At 71.0% G+C, this 17,751-nt stretch carries 16 protein-coding genes; 6 read left to right on the forward strand and 10 right to left on the reverse strand.

Annotated features, from left to right (window positions below; all coding sequences use genetic code 11):
* The first annotated feature begins 78 nt into the window (after positions 1 to 78).
* The 4 genes from cobG to cobJ are packed head-to-tail and all read left to right on the forward strand — an operon-like array spanning position 79 to position 4,538.
* Complete coding sequence (cobG, locus tag U4Z31_RS08905; RefSeq protein ID WP_321810137.1) at positions 79 to 1,440, forward strand: precorrin-3B synthase; 1,362 nt, start codon at positions 79 to 81, stop codon at positions 1,438 to 1,440.
* The gene (locus U4Z31_RS08910) at positions 1,433 to 2,059 is read left to right on the forward strand and encodes a precorrin-8X methylmutase (protein WP_044843547.1); all 627 of its coding nucleotides are present in this window, start codon (positions 1,433 to 1,435) and stop codon (positions 2,057 to 2,059) included. The genes cobG and U4Z31_RS08910 overlap by 8 nt, the downstream gene beginning before the upstream one ends.
* Positions 2,056 to 2,790: a precorrin-2 C(20)-methyltransferase gene (locus tag U4Z31_RS08915; protein ID WP_044843548.1), complete on the forward strand. Its 735-nt coding sequence runs from the start codon at positions 2,056 to 2,058 to the stop codon at positions 2,788 to 2,790. The genes U4Z31_RS08910 and U4Z31_RS08915 overlap by 4 nt, the downstream gene beginning before the upstream one ends.
* Positions 2,787 to 4,538 (forward strand): precorrin-3B C(17)-methyltransferase, encoded by a 1,752-nt coding sequence (gene cobJ / locus U4Z31_RS08920; protein WP_321810007.1) that lies wholly within the window; start codon positions 2,787 to 2,789, stop codon positions 4,536 to 4,538. The genes U4Z31_RS08915 and cobJ overlap by 4 nt, the downstream gene beginning before the upstream one ends.
* A gap of 240 nt (positions 4,539 to 4,778) precedes the next feature.
* Here cobJ and U4Z31_RS08925 read toward each other — a convergent pair whose 3' ends face one another.
* From U4Z31_RS08925 to U4Z31_RS08940, 4 genes are all read right to left on the reverse strand, one after another.
* Complete coding sequence (locus U4Z31_RS08925) at positions 4,779 to 5,522, reverse strand: IclR family transcriptional regulator (protein ID WP_044843550.1); 744 nt, start codon at positions 5,520 to 5,522, stop codon at positions 4,779 to 4,781.
* 52 nt (positions 5,523 to 5,574) lie between these two features.
* Entirely contained in the window at positions 5,575 to 6,741 is a 1,167-nt protein-coding gene (locus tag U4Z31_RS08930; RefSeq protein WP_321799584.1) for an acyl-CoA dehydrogenase family protein, read from the reverse strand.
* A 106-nt stretch (positions 6,742 to 6,847) separates the two neighbouring features.
* Entirely contained in the window at positions 6,848 to 8,149 is a 1,302-nt protein-coding gene (locus tag U4Z31_RS08935; protein WP_321810008.1) for a citrate:proton symporter, read from the reverse strand.
* A gap of 120 nt (positions 8,150 to 8,269) precedes the next feature.
* Positions 8,270 to 9,466 (reverse strand): CaiB/BaiF CoA transferase family protein, encoded by a 1,197-nt coding sequence (locus U4Z31_RS08940; protein ID WP_044843553.1) that lies wholly within the window; start codon positions 9,464 to 9,466, stop codon positions 8,270 to 8,272.
* A gap of 272 nt (positions 9,467 to 9,738) precedes the next feature.
* Here U4Z31_RS08940 and U4Z31_RS08945 point away from each other — a divergent pair, with 272 nt between their 5' ends.
* Together U4Z31_RS08945 and U4Z31_RS08950 are read left to right on the forward strand one after the other, a co-directional pair.
* Positions 9,739 to 9,981: a hypothetical protein gene (locus U4Z31_RS08945; RefSeq protein WP_321810009.1), complete on the forward strand. Its 243-nt coding sequence runs from the start codon at positions 9,739 to 9,741 to the stop codon at positions 9,979 to 9,981.
* A 145-nt stretch (positions 9,982 to 10,126) separates the two neighbouring features.
* Positions 10,127 to 10,555: an NUDIX hydrolase gene (locus U4Z31_RS08950; protein WP_044843626.1), complete on the forward strand. Its 429-nt coding sequence runs from the start codon at positions 10,127 to 10,129 to the stop codon at positions 10,553 to 10,555.
* Between the two features lie 15 nt (positions 10,556 to 10,570).
* Here the strand turns inward: U4Z31_RS08950 and U4Z31_RS08955 are convergent, their stop codons facing one another.
* The 6 genes from U4Z31_RS08955 to cobN all read right to left on the reverse strand — a co-directional run bounded on the left by U4Z31_RS08955 (position 10,571) and on the right by cobN (position 17,746).
* Complete coding sequence (locus U4Z31_RS08955) at positions 10,571 to 10,897, reverse strand: low molecular weight protein tyrosine phosphatase family protein (protein WP_321810010.1); 327 nt, start codon at positions 10,895 to 10,897, stop codon at positions 10,571 to 10,573.
* A gap of 36 nt (positions 10,898 to 10,933) precedes the next feature.
* A complete protein-coding gene (locus U4Z31_RS08960) occupies positions 10,934 to 11,506 on the reverse strand; it encodes a DUF1993 domain-containing protein (protein ID WP_321810011.1) in 573 nt (190 codons plus the stop codon).
* A gap of 128 nt (positions 11,507 to 11,634) precedes the next feature.
* Positions 11,635 to 12,087, reverse strand: a complete 453-nt coding sequence (locus tag U4Z31_RS08965) for a YaiI/YqxD family protein (protein WP_044843557.1) — start codon at positions 12,085 to 12,087, stop codon at positions 11,635 to 11,637.
* Between the two features lie 84 nt (positions 12,088 to 12,171).
* Positions 12,172 to 12,780 (reverse strand): vWA domain-containing protein, encoded by a 609-nt coding sequence (locus U4Z31_RS08970; protein ID WP_321810012.1) that lies wholly within the window; start codon positions 12,778 to 12,780, stop codon positions 12,172 to 12,174.
* Between the two features lie 68 nt (positions 12,781 to 12,848).
* Complete coding sequence (locus U4Z31_RS08975) at positions 12,849 to 13,937, reverse strand: ATP-binding protein (protein ID WP_321810013.1); 1,089 nt, start codon at positions 13,935 to 13,937, stop codon at positions 12,849 to 12,851.
* Positions 13,934 to 17,746: a cobaltochelatase subunit CobN gene (gene cobN, locus U4Z31_RS08980; protein WP_321810014.1), complete on the reverse strand. Its 3,813-nt coding sequence runs from the start codon at positions 17,744 to 17,746 to the stop codon at positions 13,934 to 13,936. Before cobN ends, U4Z31_RS08975 begins: the two co-directional genes overlap by 4 nt.
* Positions 17,747 to 17,751 lie beyond the last annotated feature (5 nt).

Genomic DNA, 17,751 nt, shown 5'->3' on the forward strand with positions numbered 1-17,751 from the left:
GATGCGTTGGCCGCGGCGCGACACTGTCCCGGTATCCCGTTGAGATCCGCCCCCGATTCGAATCCTGCTTCGCCCGTCGTGCGCCCTTCGGCTTGCCCGGGGCTCGTGCGCGTCGTCGCGGCCGCCGATGGCGGGCTGTGCCGGATCAAGCTGCCGGGCGGCCGGTTCGACACGCGGCAGGCGCGCGCGATCGCCGCCGTCGCGCGTGCCTGCGGCTCCGGCGCGATCGACGCGACCAATCGCGCGAATCTCCAGCTGCGCGGCATTCGCGACGGCACGGCCGATACACTGGTCGACGCGTTGCTCGACGCGGGCCTGGGCCCACGCATCAACGCGGGCGAGGCCGCTGACGACCGCGCCGCGCTCGCCGCAAGCGACGACGTCCGCAACCTGATGCTCAGCCCGCTTGCGGGGCGCGATCCCGACGCGCTGCTCGACAGCCGCGCACTCGCGCTTGCGCTGCTCGACATGCTGACGCACGAGCCGCGCCGCGGCGAACTGTCGCCGAAATTCTCGATCCAGCTCGACGGCGGCGAATCGGTCGCGGCGCTCGATCATCCGCACGACATCTGGCTCGCCGCGTGGCGTCGCGGCGACGGCGCGGTCCGCATCGCCGCGGGCCTGGCCGGCTGTCCGCCGGTCGCGCCCGGCGATCCGCCCGCCGCGTTCGACGTGGCGCCGGACCAGGCCGTCGCGCTCGTGCGCGCGTTGCTGCTGGCGTTCCTCGATCTCGCGCCGGCCGACGTCACGCGGATGCGCGCGTGGCTCGCGACCGGTGGCGCACGCGCGTTGCGCGAGCGTGCGCAGCATTACGTACCGTTCCCGCTCGAAGCCGATCCGACACTGGCCGGCTGGCGGCGCACGCAAGCGGATGCCGCGCTGCGTTTCGGCGCACGGCCGTCGCGCGACGCGGATCGCTGCAGCGTCGGCGCGCAGTTCGTGCTCGGCCGGCTCGACGCGTCGCAACTGGAACGGCTCGCGGCACTGGCCGACGCCGACGGCGACGGCACGCTGTCGATGACGCCGTGGCAAGGCGTGTTCGTGCACGGCGTGCGGCACGAACGTGCGCCGGCCGTGCTCGACGCGCTCGCGTCGCTCGGGCTCGTGTGCACGACATCCGACCCGCTGGCGGCGCTGGTCGCCTGCACCGGCAGCGCGGGCTGCGCGAAGTCGCGCGCCGATACGAAACGCGATGCGCTCGCGCTGGCCGCGCGCGTCGGCCATCCGGTCGACGTGCACCTGACCGGCTGCGAGCGCCACTGTGCGCTGCCGCGCCCCGCGACGCATACGCTCGTCGCGGTCGCCCCCGCGCGCTACGACCTTTACCGGCGCGACGCCGCCGCGGGCCTCGGCGCCCCGCTCGCGCGCCATCTGACGATTGACCAGGCCGCGGCCCGACTGAGGGGCGCGCGCCACAGCCAGGACACCACCGATGCTTGACTACATTCGCGACGGGCAGGAAATCTACCGCCAGTCGTTCGCGACGATCCGCGCCGAGGCCGACCTGTCGCAGGTTCCGCCCGATCTCGAGAAACTCGCGGTGCGCGTGATCCACGCGTGCGGGATGGTCGATGTCACCTACGACCTGCGCTTCTCGGCCGGCGCCGGCACGGCTGGCCGTATGGCGCTCGCGGCCGGCGCGCCGATCCTGTGCGACGCGAAGATGGTTGCCGAAGGCATCACGCGCGCGCGGCTGCCGGCCGGCAATCGCGTGATCTGCACGCTCGGCGAACCGGAAGTGCCCGACCTCGCGCGGCATCTCGGCAACACACGCTCGGCCGCGGCGCTCGAACTGTGGCGCCCGCATCTGGCCGGCAGCGTCGTCGTGATCGGCAATGCGCCGACCGCGCTGTTCCACCTGCTCGACATGATCGACGCCGGTGCGCCGCGCCCCGCGCTGATCCTCGGCTTTCCGGTCGGCTTCATCGGCGCGGCCGAATCGAAGGCGGCCCTCGACGCCGACAGCCGCGGCGTGCCGTACGTCGCGCTGCTCGGCCGGCGCGGCGGCAGCGCGATGGCGGCCGCCGCGGTCAACGCACTCGCGACGGAGGCCGAATGACGGCCCCGCGCGGACGCCTGTTCGGGGTCGGCGTCGGCCCCGGCGATCCTGAACTGATGACGATCAAGGCGCTGCGCGTGCTGCAGGCCGCGCCGGTGGTCGCGTATTTCGTCGCGAAGGGCAAGAAGGGCAATGCGTACGGAATCGTCGAGGCGCACCTGCGCGACGCGCAGACGCAATTGCCGCTCGTCTATCCGGTGACGACCGAGGCGCTGGCGCCGCCGCTTTGCTACGAGACCGTGATCGCCGACTTCTACGACACGGCGGCCGAGATCGTCGCGTCGCATCTCGACGCCGGGCGCGACGTCGCGGTGATCTGCGAAGGCGACCCGTTCTTCTACGGGTCGTACATGTACCTGCACGATCGCCTCGCGCCGCGCTACGACACTGAAGTGATCCCGGGCGTGTGCGCGATGCTCGGCGGCACGGCCGTGCTCGGCCAGCCGCTCGTCTATCGCAACCAGAGCCTGTCGGTGCTGTCCGGCGTGCTGCCGGAGGACGAATTGCGCGCGCGGCTCGCGCAGGCCGACGCGGCCGTCGTGATGAAGCTCGGCCGCAACTTCGACAAGGTGCGGCGCGTGCTCGACGAACTGGGGCTCGCGAAGCGCGCGCTGTACGTCGAGCGCGCGACGATGGCGGCCCAGCGCATCGTGCCGCTCGACGAAGTCGATCCGATGGCGTCGCCGTATTTCTCGCTGCTCGTCGTCCCGGGGGAAAAATGGCAAGGATGACGACCCCGCCCGCGATCGTGATTCTCGGCGCGGGCGCGCTCGATACCGCGCGGCGCATCCAGGCGCGTTATCCGGGGGCCGCCGTGCACGGGCTCGCGTCGCGCGTCGAGGCCGACGTGCCGTTCGACGAACTCGGCGCGCACCTGTGCGAACTCTACGCGCGCGGCTTGCCGATCGTCGCGCTGTGCGCGGCCGGCATCGTGATCCGTTGCGTCGCGCCGGCACTCGCCGACAAGGGTGTCGAACCGCCGGTGCTCGCGGTCGCGGAAGACGGGTCGGCCGTCGTGCCGCTGCTCGGCGGGCTGACGGGCGTCAACGTGATCGCGCGCGAAATCGCCGCATGCCTCGGCGTCGCGCCGGCGATCACCACGAGCGGCGAACTGCGCTTCGGCGCATGCGTGCTCAACCCGCCCGACGGCTATGCGCTCGCCGATCTCCAGCAAGGCAAGCGCTTCGTGTCCGACCTGCTCGCGGGCGCGGCCACGCGCGTCGACGGCGCGGCGCCGTGGCTCGACGACGTCGCGCTGCCGCGCGACGACGCGGCCGCGCATGCGATCCGCGTGACGCCCGATGCGTGGCGCGGCGCGCGCGACGAACTCGTGATCCATCCGCGCAGCGTGGTGGTCGGCGTCGATACGCGCGGCGTGCGGGCCGATGCGGCGCCGTCGCTTGCCGAACGCATCGACGCGCTGCTCGACGCGTACGGCCTCGCGCGGCTGGCGCTTGCCGCGCTCGTCGCACCGGCGACGTTGCTCGGCGATGCACGGGTCGAAGCCGCCGCACGGACGCTGGATGTGCCGCTGCGCTTCGCCGATGTCGATGGCGATGGTGATAGCGAAGGCGATGGCGATAAGGCCCGCGCTGGCAATACCGCTGCCGCCACCCTGCTCGCCCGCACGTTGCGCGTCGCGCATACGCTGCGCGCAGCGACCGATGGCCTCGCGTGCGCGGTCGCTGCCGAGCCCGTCGACCCCGCCACGCTCGGCCGTGCACGCGGCCGCCTGACGGTGCTCGGCCTCGGCCCCGGCGACGCTGCATGGCTCACGCCAGCGGCGCGCAGCGCGCTCGCGGACGCTACCGACATCCTCGGCTATACGACCTACGTGACGATGGCCGGCCCGTTCCGCGCGGAGCAGCGCGTGCACGGCACCGACAATCGCGAGGAAATGCAGCGTGCGCGCCATGCGTTCGAACTGGCAGCCGAGGGCCGGCGCGTCGCGGTCGTGTCGTCGGGCGATCCGGGCGTGTTCGCGATGGCCGCGGCCGTGCTCGAAGCCCTCGACGAAGCGCGCGATCCGCGCTGGGCCGCGGTCGAACTGCGCATCGAACCCGGCGTATCGGCATCGCTCGCGACCGCCGCGCAAGCCGGCGCGCCGCTCGGCCACGATTTCTGCGCGATCTCGCTGTCGGACAACCTGAAGCCGTGGGACGTGATCGATACGCGCCTGCGGCACGCGGCGCAAGCCGATCTGGTGATGGCGTTCTACAACCCGATCTCGCGTGCTCGGCCGTGGCAGCTCGATCGTGCGCTCGATGCGGTGCGCGCGCACCGCGCGGCCGACACGGTCGTCGTGCTCGGCCGCGACATCGGCCGGCCCGGCGCGACGCTCGCGACGACGACGCTCGGCGCGCTGCGCAGCGATCAGGTGGACATGCGCACGATGGTGATCGTCGGTTCGTCGACGACGCGGCGTTTCGCGATCGGCGACGGGCGTGAGTGGGTGTATACGCCGCGCTGGTATCGCTGAACTTTGATGCGGATTGAGCCACAGTCCAGCCTTGCTGGCCGGGGCGGTGGCGTGGTTCGGGCGTCGAGCTGCCCGGATATCGCGCAGCAGCCGTTCGCGTTCGCAGCGACCTTCGGGACGCTCGACGGCGAGCGGCGTACCGGCACGTGATGCGATGCGGCCGTTCCCGGTCGCTATCCTGCAGCGCGGTGAACGGGACGCGAAGCGAAGCAGCCACTCCGCCCCGCTTCGCGGCCTTTGCTAGCCGCGCGCCTGCTCGGCCAGCAGCCGCGCCTTCGCATCGACCAGCAGCGCTGCATGCGTGTCGCGATGCTGGCGGATCCGCTCGGTCGGCCCGACGACCGACAGCCCGTACCAGTCGCCGTCGAGCGTCAGCGCGACCGCGATCGCCGACAGCTCGGGCGCGCTCTCGCCGAAGTTCTCGGCCCAGCCGAGTTCGCGAAACCGCGCGGTTTGCGCGACGAGCGCCGGCAGGTCGGCCACCGTCGCATCGGTGAAGCGCTCGAACGACAACTGCGCGCCGAGCGCCTGCTGCGCATCGCTCGCGAGTTCCGCGAAGATCGCCTTGCCGATCGAGTTCGCATGCAGCGGGCGCAGCTCGCCCGGCTGGCGCGTATAGCGGATCGCCTGCTCCGATTCGACGACGTCGAGATACGTGACCGACGCGCCCTGGATCTTGCCGAGCACGGCCGTCTCGCGGCTCGCGTCGCGCAGCGCGACGAGATGCGGATGCACGATGTCGACGACGGGATCGGTCGCGTCGATCGCGGCGGCGATCGTCTGCAGGCGCCGCGTCGGATAGTAGCCGCCGCGCTTGCGCACCTCGTACAGATAGCCGCGGCTCACGAGCGTGCGCGCCATCGCCAGGCAGCTCGACGCCGGCACGTTGAGCAGGCGCGCGAGTTCGGTGAGCGGCAGCGGCCGCCGTTCGGCGGCGAACAGCTCGAAGAGATCGAGCGTGCGGGCAACGAGTTTGACGTCCATGACGAGCGCTTGATTCGGAACGGGAAACGCGCGCCGGGCGAGCCGCCGCGTGTCAGTACGACTTCGGCAGCCCGAGCACCTTCTCCGCGATGTAGCACAGGATCAGTTGCGGACTCACGGGCGCGAGCCTCGGAATCATACACTCGCGCAGGTAGCGCTCGACATGGTATTCCTTCGCATAGCCCATCCCGCCGTGCGTCGCGATCGCCGTCTGGCACGCCTGGAACGCGGCTTCCGCGCCGAGGTACTTCGCGGCGTTCGCCTCCGCGCCGCACGGCTGCCCCGCGTCGTAGCGCGTCGCGGCCTTCATCACCATCAGCCACGCGGCCTCGAGCTGCATCCACGCCTGCGCGAGCGGATGCTGGATCGACTGGTTCTGCCCGATCGGCCGGCCGAACACGACGCGCTCGCACGCATACTGCGTCGCGCGTCGCAGCGCGGCCTGACCGAGGCCGATCGCCTCGGCGGCGATCAGGATCCGCTCGGGGTTCAGCCCGTGCAGCAGGTAGCGGAAGCCGTCGCCTTCGTTGCCGATCAGGTCGTCGCGCGGCACGCGCAGGTTGTCGATGAACAGCATGTTCGAATCGACGGCCTTGCGGCCCATTTTCTCGATCTCGCGCACCTCGACGCGCGAACGGTCGAGGTCGGTGTAGAACAGGCTCAAGCCGTCGGTCGGCTTCGCGACCTGGTCGAGCGGCGTCGTGCGCGCGATGATCAGCATCTTGTTCGCGACCTGCGCGGTCGAGATCCAGATCTTGCGGCCGCTCAGCACGTAGTGGTCGCCGTCGCGGCGCGCCTGCGTGCTCAGGTGCGTCGTGTCGAGGCCGGCGTCGGGCTCGGTCACCGCGAAGCAGGCCTTGTCGCGCCCGGCGATCAGCGGCGGCAGGAAGCGCGCCTTCTGCGCGTCGTTGCCGAACACCTGCACCGGGTTCAGCCCGAAGATATTCATGTGGACGGCCGAGGCACCCGACAGGCCGGCGCCCGACGCGCTGATCGCGCGCATCATCAGCGCGGCCTCGGTCATCCCGAGACCGGCGCCGCCGTGGGCCGGATCCATCGCGATGCCGAGCCAGCCGGCCTCGGCGAGCGCTGCGTGAAAGTCGGACGGAAATCCGCCCGCGCGATCGCGCTCGAGCCAGTAGTCGTCGCCGAAGCGTTCGCAGATTTTCTCGATCGCGCTTTCGATCGCGCGCTGGTCGTCGGTCAGGTCGAACTGCATGGATTGCTCTCCAGGAAAACGTGAATGGCCGCGCCGCGCTCGAGACGACACCGGGCTTCGAGGCGCGTCGGTGGCGGCCGGCGCGGCGCGACAGGCACGCGGACGCTCACAACGGAAACACGCCCGCCACGACCGCGGCGAAGACCATCAGCACGGTGGCGGCGAACAGGAACGGGATCGTGAACTTCTGGTGCTCGGCCAGCTCGACGCCGGTCAGGCCGACGATCAGGAACGTCGCGGGCGTGAGCGGACTGACCGGGAACCCGGTGGTCATCTGGCCGAGCAGCGCGGCCTGCGCCATCTGGATCGGCGGTACGCCGAGCAGCTTCGCGCTTTCCGCGAGCACCGGCAGCACGCCGAAGTAGAACGAATCGGGATCGAACAGCAGGCTGAGCGGCATCGACAGCAGGCCGAGCACGAACGGCATGTGGCGCGCATGCTCGACCGGCACGTGCGCGACGACGACGTCGGCCATCGCCTTCAGCATCCCGGTGCCGGACATGATCCCGGTGAACGCGCCGGCCGCGAGCAGCACGCTCGCCATCATCAGCGCGGCCTTCGCGTGCGCGTCGATCCGCTCGCGCTGCGCCTGCACGTCCGGATAGTTGATGACGAGCGCGGCGACCGTGCCGAGCATGAACATCACCATCGGGTCGACGATGCCCGACACCAGCGTGCCGAGCACGACGAGCGTCAGCGCCAGGTTGATCCGGAAGCGGCCGGGCCGGCGCAACGCGCGCTCGGCGTCGGTCAGCTCGCGCGGCGCGACCGCGAGCGACGCCGCGCCGGCGCGATCGAGCCCGAGCCGCTTGGCCTCGCGCACGCCGAGCACGTAGGCGGTGCCGAACACGAACGCGAGCCCGACGATCTGCACCGGGATCATCGGCATGAAGATCGCCGAGCCGGGAATGTGCAAGGCCGCCGACGCACGCAGCATCGGCCCGACCCACGGCAGGAAGTTGACCCCGGCCGCCATCGACGCGACGCACGCGAGAATCCGCCGGTCCATGCCGAGCCGCGTATAGAGCGGCATCATCGCGGGCAGCGTGACGAGAAACGTGACGGCGCCCGAGCCGTCCAGGTGGATCAGCAGCGCGAGCAGCGCCGAGCCCGTCACGATGCGCGGCGGATGGCAGCCGATCACGCGCAGCACGCCCGCGATGATCGGGTCGAGCATCCCCGCATCGGTGAGGATTCCGAAAAATAGAATCGCAAAAACGAACATCCCGGCGATCGGGCCGATGTTCTGCACGCCGCGCACGATGAACGTGCCGGTCGAGAGTCCGAAGCCGGCCGCGAGCGACGCGGCCACCGGCACGACGATCAGTGCGACGAGCGGCGACAGCCGCTTCGTGATGATCAGGCCGAACAGCGCGACGATCGCGATCGCGCCGATCCATGCGAGCATGATGTGTCTCCTCTGGCGCCGGCGCGCGTCGGGCGCGGTGCGGCGCGATGTCCGAAGCGGCGTGCGGGCGTGCGGCGGCGTCGGGGGGCGCCTTCGCACGGCCGCCGGCCGCCACGCGTGTCAGTTGCGGCGCGTGCGGCCGGTGTTGTCGTTGGCGTCGTTGCCGTGGCCGGCGTCGCATGCATCCTCGGCAAACACCTGTGACGCGTGTTCGTTCAGCGCCGGCGGCGGCCGCCGGTACGTGGCCGGTGTGCGGCCGAGCTTGATCGGCGACGCGATGCCGCGATGCCGGCCCAGTTCGACCTTCATCTGCCGATGCGCGACGTGCGGATGGTCGAGCGCCGCATCGAGCCCGAGCACCGGCGCGCACGGCACGCCGCGGCGCATCAGCTGCTCGGCGAGTGCCGCGCCGTCGTGCGCGGCCAGCGCCGTTTCGAGCAGCGCGCGCAACGCGGCGCGGTTCGCGCTGCGCGCGCGGTTGTCGGCGAAGCGCGGATCGGCGGGCCAGTCGCGCGTGCCGAGCACGTCGCACAGCGCGGCGAACTGCCCGTTGTTGCCGACCGCGAGAAAGATGTCGACGCTCGCGGTCGGAAAACTGTCGTACGGCGTGATGTTCGGATGCGCGTTGCCGGTGCGCGCCGGCGCCTTCCCGGAATGGAAGAAATTCGGCGTATGCGGATGCAGGATCGACAGCGCGCAGTCGAACAGCGTCGCTTCGACGAACTGGCCGCGCCCGCTCGCATCGCGTTCGCGCAGCGCCATCAGCACGCCGAGCGCCGCGTTCAGCCCGGTGACGAGATCGACGATCGGCACGCCGACGCGTAGCGGCGCGCCGCCCGCCTCGCCGTTCACGCTCATCAGCCCGGCCAGCGCCTGCACGGCCGCGTCGTAGCCGGGCAGGCCGCCGAGCGGGCCGTCCGCGCCGAAGCCCGAGACGCGGCAATGGACGAGGCGCGGAAAGCGCGCGTGCAGCGTGTCGAAGCCGAGGCCCCAGCGCTCCATCGTGCCGATCTTGAAGTTCTCGACCAGCGCATCGGCGTGCTCGAGCAGGCCGAGCAGCCGCTCGCGATCCGCCGGCTGCGTCAGGTCGAGCGCGATGCCGAGCTTGTTGCGGTTCACGCCGAGGAAATACGACGCCGTGTCGCCGTCGAACGGCGGCCCCCAGGTGCGCGTCTCGTCGCCCGACGGCGGTTCGACCTTGATCACCTCCGCGCCGTGGTCGGCGAGGATCTGCGTCGCGTACGGGCCGCCCAGCACCCGCGACAGATCGATGATGCGCAACCCCGCCAACGCGCCCTGCTGCTTCAGTTCCGCCATGCGTCTCGCTCCTGCTTCCGGTTGATCGGACCGCCGGTTCCACCGGGCCGACAGCGACGGCACGGCTTTCCGGATTCGAAGAATAATTCTTGTGTGTGAATTTATATTCACACTCGCGAATTTCATTGTCAAGCAGGAGATGCCGCGGCGGCCGCGCCGAGAACGCGGCCGGCCGCAAGTGGGGACGCCACCGAACGCCGGCCGGTTGCCGCGCCGGGGCGCGATTCGCTAAGCTGGCGGACGGTGCTCAACTGAAGAAAGACGGAGATTTCATGAAACGCATGCTGCTCGCGGCCATCCTGCTGGCGTCGACGCTGGGCGTCGCCCGCGCGCAAACCCAGACCTTCCATTTTGGCGAGGGACAATTACAGCCGCAGGCCGCCGCGCCGGTGGCACGACCCGCGCCGGTGCGCCCGCATGTGACGCCGCCGCATCACCACCGGCGTGCCGTCCACAAGCAGCGCCACGGGCGGTCCGGAAAGCCGCCGCGCGCGGGGATCGACACGCACGCGTGAGGTGATCCGCGTTGCGCGCGGCAACGCACGGAACTGTCACGAACGGCCGGTATGATCGGCGCGGCGGCTTGCATGCCGTCGTGCCCGGCGATCGGCCGACGTGCATTTCCCTTCACGATTGAGCGCCAGTTTTGTTTTGCCGAACATGAATACCGGGCCGGATACCGTCGTCAGCATCAAGGAACGCGCCACGATCGTGTGCCGCCAGCGCAGCAGCGTGCTGCTGGTCGCCCGTACCGCGGCGCGCTGGTCGCTGCCGGGCGGCACGATCCGGCGCGGCGAGACGCCGCTCGAGGCCGCGCAGCGGGAACTGGCGGAGGAAACGCGGCTGGAGGGGCTCGCGCTCGACTACGCGGTGCAATTCGGCGGCCTCACGAAGCTCCATCACGTGTTCGTGGCCGACGTGCCGAAACACCTGACGCCACGCGCGAGCAACGAGATCGCGCGCTGCAAGTGGTTCGACGTCGAGCGGCTGGAGACGCTGCGTGCGAGCGTGCCGACCCGCAAGATCATCGAGCTGCTGCACCTCGACCGCTTTTCCGCGCTCGCGGACGGGCCGCCTCGCTCGCGCTGAACCGGCCCGCGCGGCTCACGCGCGCAGCAATGGCCCGGCCTTGCGCTCGAGCAGTGCGACCAGCTCGGGCTGCATGTAGGCGTAGCGATCGGGGATGTCGAGACAGACGATCTTCTTTTGCTTCAGCCGGGCGCCGAATCGGGCGGACAGCTTCGCCTGGTGCGCGCGTTCCATCACGAACACGATCTCGGCCCATTCGAGTTGTTCCGCGGACAGACGCGTTTCCGCGTCGGGCGCGAGGCCCGCGGAGTCGGTTTCGACGCCCGGCCACGCGGCGAACACCGCCTCGGCCGTCGGGCTGCGCAGCCGATTGCGGCTGCAGATGAACAAGGCGCGTGTCATGCCGGTGCGCGGCGGCGGGATCGTCCGCTCGACCGTTCAACCCTGCGGAATCGTGCCGGGCCGCACGTAGGCCAGCATGTGCGGCACGTAGTCGGCCTTGCCGAGCTCGACGCCGTGATGGCGCAGGATCGCGTACGCCGCAATCGAATGAAAATAGAACTGCGGCAGCGCCCAGTCGCGCACGTACTGTTCGCCCGTCATGTCGAACGCGATGCCGTTCGGCAGTGCGAGCGCGACCGGCAGCGTGGCGCCGCCGTCGAGTGCGTCGGGCGCGAGTTCGCCGAGGAACGCGATCGTGCCGGCGAGGATGCCCTGTGCGTCGCCCAGCGTGCCAGGCTGCGCATCGGCATGCCAGCCGGCTTCCCGCAACGCCAGCAGCGCGTCCGGCAGCGGTTCGCCGCGCAGCCGGTAGACGGGTTCCATCGCCTGGAAGCACGAGAACCGCACCTGCGCCGCAAGCGGATACATGTCGGGTGCGAGCTTCAGTGCGAGCACCGCATCGGGCGCGTCGCCGGCGGCCTGCCGGTGCGCCACGGCCTTGTCGAGCCACGCGGATTGCGCGCGCAGCATCTGGGTGAACGTTGGAACGAGAAGTTGAGTCGGTGACATCCATGCCCTCCGGTGGGTCGTTCGCGCCACGACATCGATGCCGGGGCAGCATCCGTATTCTGCCGTAGCGGACGGTTCGACGCGAAACCGGTGGCGTATCGCACGACCGACCCGTGGGGCCTGATGGGTCAGGGCTTGCCGTGGCGTGCCAGGAACCGGTCGAGCTGCGACGCGAACGCCTTGCCGTCGCGTGCGCTGAACGGGGCCGGCCCGCCCGTATCGATGCCCGCGCTGCGCAGCTGATCCATCATCGCGCGCGTCGACAGGCGCTCCTCGATGTTCTCGCGGCTGAACCAGTTGCCGCGCGGGTCGAGCGCATGCGCGCCCTTGTCGAGGACGGCGGCGGCCAGCGGGATGTCGGCGGTGATCACGAGATCGCCGGCTGCCGCGAGCTCGACGATCCGCGCATCGGCCACGTCGAAGCCGGCCGGCACCTGCAGCGCCTTGATGAACGGCGACGGCGGCGTGCGCAGGAACTGGTTCGCGACCAGCGTCACGCAGATCTCGGCACGACGCGCGGCGCGAAACAGCATGTCCTTGATGACGGCGGGACACGCGTCGGCATCGACGAGTACTTGCATGGCAGGCATTCCGGTGAGTAGAAACGGCGATCATAGCGCAGCGCCGGCAATCGACCCGCCCGGCCCGCGCGCCCGATCACCGGATCAGCCGGCCAGCCCTGGGCACAGCGACGCGGCCGTCATCCATTGCGCCCCCCATGCATCGGCGAGCCGCCTGCCCTGCCCGATGCGCACCGCTGCATCGTCGAAATCGACGAACACGACGTGATCGGCGGCCGCCGGTTTCGGCGGTGTTTCGCGCGTGCGTCCGTCGGACAGCACCCACAGCCAGCGCTGCTGGTCCGGCGTGCGCCGTGCGGCGCGGGCGAGCAAGTGCGCGGCGGCCGCGATGCCGTCCGCAAGCGGCGTGCCGCCGCCGCCGTCCACCGGCTCGAGCCAGCGCGCATTCCACCAGCGCGGCACGGCCGGGCCGAAGCGTCGCGCGGCGCCGTTGCCGCCGAAGCAGATCAGCGCGGTTTCGACACGGTCGCGCGCGGCCTGGTCGAAGTACGCGACGATCAGCCCTTTCGCGAGCGCGAGCCGCTCGTGCGACAGCATCGACGCCGAACAGTCGAGCACGAAGCAATGGAGTGCGCGCGGCGTGCCGGCCTGCTTGCGAAAACGCAGGTGGTCGGCGTGCAGCGGGCCGCCGCGCTTCGCGGCGAGCGTCGCCGGCCATGCAACGGCCGTGCCGGCACGCACCGTACCCGGCACGCGCGCGGCAGCGCCTGGCAGCCATCGAGGACCGCGAACGGTGTTCGCGGCGGCGTCGGCTCGATGGCTCAGCGTTTTTTTAGCGGCAGCGGCACCACGCCTTTCACGTCGCGCAGTCCGGCGGGCTCGGGCGGCAGGTAGCCCCAGTCGCCTTGCGACGCCGTTGCATCGTTGCGTGCCGCGCCCGGTCGATGATCGGGCTGCCGGCGCAAGTCCGGCGGCGCAGGGTCGTCGTGGTCGCCGCCGCCCTCTGCATTCGACTGCGATGCGCCCGACGACGGCGGCGCACCCGCATGACGCCGATGCCGCAGCACCGCGTCGGCCACGCGTTCGACATGTGACACCGTCACCGCGTCGGCCTGTTCCAGCGCCGCGAGCGCGCGCGCGGCGCGCAGCATCACGAGGTCGGCGCGCAGGCCGTCGACGGCCGCGTCGATGCACAGCGCGCTGACGCGCGCGTGAACCGCATCGTCGAAATCCAGCGTCGACAACTTTGCCCGCGCCGCGTGGATGCGGTCGCGGAGGTCGCGCTGTGCAGTCGCGTGACGTGCGCGAAACGCATCCGGATCGAGATCGAACGCGAGGCGCGCCTTCACGATCTGCTCGCGCTGCGCGGCGTCGAAGCAGTTCGCGAGTTCGACCATCAGCCCGAAGCGGTCGAGCAATTGCGGGCGCAGTTCGCCTTCCTCGGGGTTCATCGTGCCGACCAGCACGAAGCGCGCGTCGTGCGCATGCGACACGCCATCGCGCTCGACCACGTTCACGCCGCTCGCGGCGACGTCGAGTAGCGTATCGACGAGCCCGTCGGCGAGCAGGTTCACCTCGTCGACGTACAGCACGCCGCGATGCGCGCGCGCGAGCAGGCCCGGCCGGAAGCGCACGCCGTTTTCGGCGAGCGCATGCGCGAGATCGAGCGTGCCCGTGACCTGCTCGTCGCTCGCCGACAGCGGCAGCGTGACGAATGCCCCTTCGGGCAGCAGTTCGGCGAGCGCGCGCGCGGCGGTCGATTTCGCGGTGCCGCGCGGCCCGCTGACGAGCACGCCGCCGAGCGACGGGTCGATCGCCGCGAGCAGCAGCGCCTGCTGCAGCGGTTGCTGCGCGACCAGCGCCGCGAACGGGAATACCGCGCGTGCGTGCTGCGTCGTCGGATCGGTCATCGCCGTCCTCCTTCCTGAAGTTGTTCGCTGTCGAGCCAGACCGCTTCGATCCGCTCGCGATAGTCGCCCGGCTGCTGCCACAGCCCGCGCTGCATCGCTTCGACGAAGCGTTCGCAGATGCCGTGCAGCGCCTTCGGGTTGTGGCGTTCGAGGAACGCGCGCGTGTCGTCGTCGAACAGGTACGCGTCGGCGACGAGCGCGTACTGGTGGTCCGACAGCACGCGCGCGGTCGCGTCATAGCCGTACAGGTAGTCGACGGTCGCCGCCATTTCGGCCGCGCCCTTGTAGCCATGGCGCTTCACGCCGTCGAGCCATTTCGGATTGACGACGCGCGAGCGGATCACGCGCGCGATCTCCTCGCGCAGCGTGCGCATCTTCGGCGCGGCCGGGTTCGCATGGTCGCCGTGATAGATGCTCGGCTGCTGCCCGGACAGGTGCCGCACGGCCGCCGTCATCCCGCCCTGGAACTGGTAGTAGTCGTTCGAATCGAGGATGTCGTGTTCGCGGCTGTCCTGGTTCTGCACGACCACGTCGATCGTCGCGAGCCGCTCGCCGAACACGTCGGGCGCGGGCTCGCCCGCGCTGTTCTGCGCGTATGCGTGGCCGCCCCACTGGCGGTACGCGTCGGCGAGATCGGCGTCGCTCTGCCAGCGGCGCCGGTCGATCAGGTCCTGCAGGCCGGCGCCGTAGCTGCCCGGCCGCGCGCCGAACACGCGCCAGCCGGCACGGCGCCGCGCTTCGTCCGGCGCCACGCCCCGCTCGATCCACGTTGCGCGTTCGCGCTCGACGCGCGCGCGGATCGGGTTCAGAGCCTCCGGCTCGTCGAGCGCGGCAACGGCCTGCACGGCGGCGTCGAACAGGTGCATCAGGTTCGGGAACGCGTCGCGGAAGAAGCCGGACACGCGCAGCGTCACGTCGATGCGCGGCCGGTCGAAGATCTCGATCGGCAGGATCTCGAAGTCGGTCACGCGATGGCTGCCGTGCGCCCATTTCGGCCGCACGCCGAGGAGCGCGAACGCCTGCGCGATGTCGTCGCCGCCGGTGCGCATCGTGGCCGTCCCCCAGACCGACAGCCCGATCGCGCGCGGATAGTCGCCGTGATCCTGCAGATGACGTTCGATCAGCTGCTGCGCGGATTTCAGCCCGAGCGACCACGCGGCCTGCGTCGGCACCGCGCGCGTATCGACCGAATAGAAGTTGCGGCCCGTCGGCAGCACGTCGGGGCGGCCGCGCGACGGCGAGCCGCTCGGCCCCGGCGGCACGAAGCGGCCGTCGAGCCCGCGCAGCAGCTGGCGCAGTTCCTCGCCGCCGCACGCGTCGAGCGCGGGCATCAGCGCCGCGCGCACACGTTCGATGACGGCGAGCGTGTGCGGCCAGTCGCCGGGCGGCGTCGTGCCGATCCCGGAAGCGCCGGACGTGCCGGCCGCGCACACGCCGTCGAGCCACTGCTGCGCGAGCCGTTCGAGCCGCTCGCGCGTGTCGCCCGCATGGCGCCACGGCGATGTGTCGAGCGCCTGCAGCACGGCCGGCCGCGGGCCCGTCCACGGCGCGGCCCAGTCGGCCGCGAGCGGATCGAAATCGTCGCCGAGCGCGAGATCGCGCGCGAGCGCGCCGATCAGCCCCGCACGTTCGCCCTTGCCGTCGCCGACCGGAAAGCGCGCGAGCGCGAGCAGCGTGTCGCGGCGCTGCCGGTCGGCCGGCGACGCGCCGAACACATGCAGCCCGTCGCGAATCTGCGCTTCCTTCAATTCGCACAGCCACGCGTCGACGCGCGTCAGCAGCGCATCTTCGTCGCCCGCATCGCGCGGCGGCGACACGCTCAGTTCGTCGTGCAGCCGGTGTTCGGCGATCGTCGCGAGGATCGTCTTGCGCAGCAGCTTCGCGCGCCGCGCATCGACCATCAGCGCCTCGTAGTATTCGTCGACCTGCCGTTCGAGATCCTGCAGCGGGCCGTAGTTTTCCGCGCGCGTGAGCGGCGGCATCAGGTGATCGATGATCACCGCCTGCGCGCGGCGCTTCGCCTGGCTGCCCTCGCCCGGATCGTTGACGATGAACGGATACAGGTGCGGCAGCGGCCCGAGCGTCAGGTCAGGCCAGCACGCGTCGGACAGCGCGACGCTCTTGCCCGGCAGCCATTCGAGGTTGCCGTGCTTGCCGAGGTGGATGACCGCGTCGATGCCGAACGCATCGCGCAGCCAGAAATAGAACGCGAGGTACGCGTGCGGCGGCACGAGATCCGCGTCGTGGTAGCTCGCATAGTCGTTCTCGCCGCGCGAACGCGACGGCTGGATGCCGACGAACACGTTGCCCGCACGCCAGCCGGCGATCGTGAAGCGCCCGTGCCGCAGCGTCGGATCGGCTTCGGGCGGGCCCCAGCGTGCGTTCAGCGCGTCGCGCACGGCGGCCGGCAGCCGCGCGAAATGCGCGACGTAATCGGCCAGCGCGAAACTCTGGAACGCCGGGCGCAATGCGCGCACGGCCGGGTCGTTGGTCACGCCTTCGGTGAGCCGCGCGATCAGCGCGTCGCCGTCGGCCGGCAGGTCGGCCACGCTATAGCCCGCGTCGCGCAGCGCCGCCAGCACGCGCAGCGCGGACGCCGGCGTGTCGAGCCCGACGCCGTTGCCGATCCGCCCTTCGCTTTGCGGATAGTTCGCGAGGATCAGCGCGATGCGCTTGTCGGCAGGGTCGAGCGTGCGCAGCCGGCACCAGCCGCGCGCGAGCGCCGCGACGAACGCGATCCGCTCGGCGTCCGGCTGGTAGCGCACGACGTCGACTTCGGTGTGCGGACAACGATACGCCAGCCCCTTGAAGCTCACCGCGCGGGTGACGATGCGCCCGTCGACCTCGGGCAACGCGATGTGCATCGCGATGTCGCGCGCATGCAGCCCCTGGTTGTCGGCCACCCACGCGTCGCGGTTTCCGCCGGACAGGATCACCTGCAGCACCGGCGCGTCGCCGGCGAGCACGTCGGGCTCGGGGCTGTCGATCGCGCCGGCCGCGAAGGCCGTGGTGTTCAGCACGAGCGCGACACCGTGCGTGTCGCACAGCCGCGTGATGACCTCGCGGCTCACGGCATCCTTCAATGACGTGACCGCGATCGGCAGCGGATTGAGCCCTTCGCGCACGAGCGCATCGGCCAGCGCGTCGAACACGGCGGTGTTCGCGGCCTGCCAGTGCGCGCGATAGAACAGGATCGCGACGACGGGCGCGCCGGGCGTCCAGCGCGGACGCCAGTCCTCGACGCTCGCCGGGTCGCGCGCCGGGTGATACAGCGCGGCGGCCGGCAGCGGGCGCGGCAGCTCGGGTTCGTCGCCGACCCCGAGCGTATGGAACGCGATGCTGCGCAGCAACGCTTCGGCGTTGTGCATCCCGCCTTCGCGCAGATAGCGCCACCACAACCGGCACAGGTCGGGCGCGACTGTGCTCTTCGCGACGAGGTTCGGATCTTCCTGCAGGTCGCCCGAGAACATCGCGAGCTGCTGCCTGCGTTTCGACGCGAGCGACACGGCCTGTTCGATCCCGTACGGCCAGTACGCTTCGCCGCCCAGATGATCGATCACGACCGTCTTCGCATGACGCAGCACGTCGTCGACATAGAAATCGACCGACGCCGGCTGCCGCAGGAACGTGACGTTCGCGAGCCGCACGCTCGGAAAGCCGGCCGGCAGCCTCGGCACGACGCTGGCCAGCAGCGACAGCGTCGTGTCGGCCGAGCTCAGGATCACGATGTCGGCCGGCTGCTGGTCGATCCGGACGACACCCTGCGTATCGTCGACGAAGCCGCCCGGCGTGGTGCGCAGCAGATGCATCGTGC

The organism is Burkholderia sp. BCC1985, from assembly GCF_905339915.1.
Classification (GTDB): domain Bacteria; phylum Pseudomonadota; class Gammaproteobacteria; order Burkholderiales; family Burkholderiaceae; genus Burkholderia.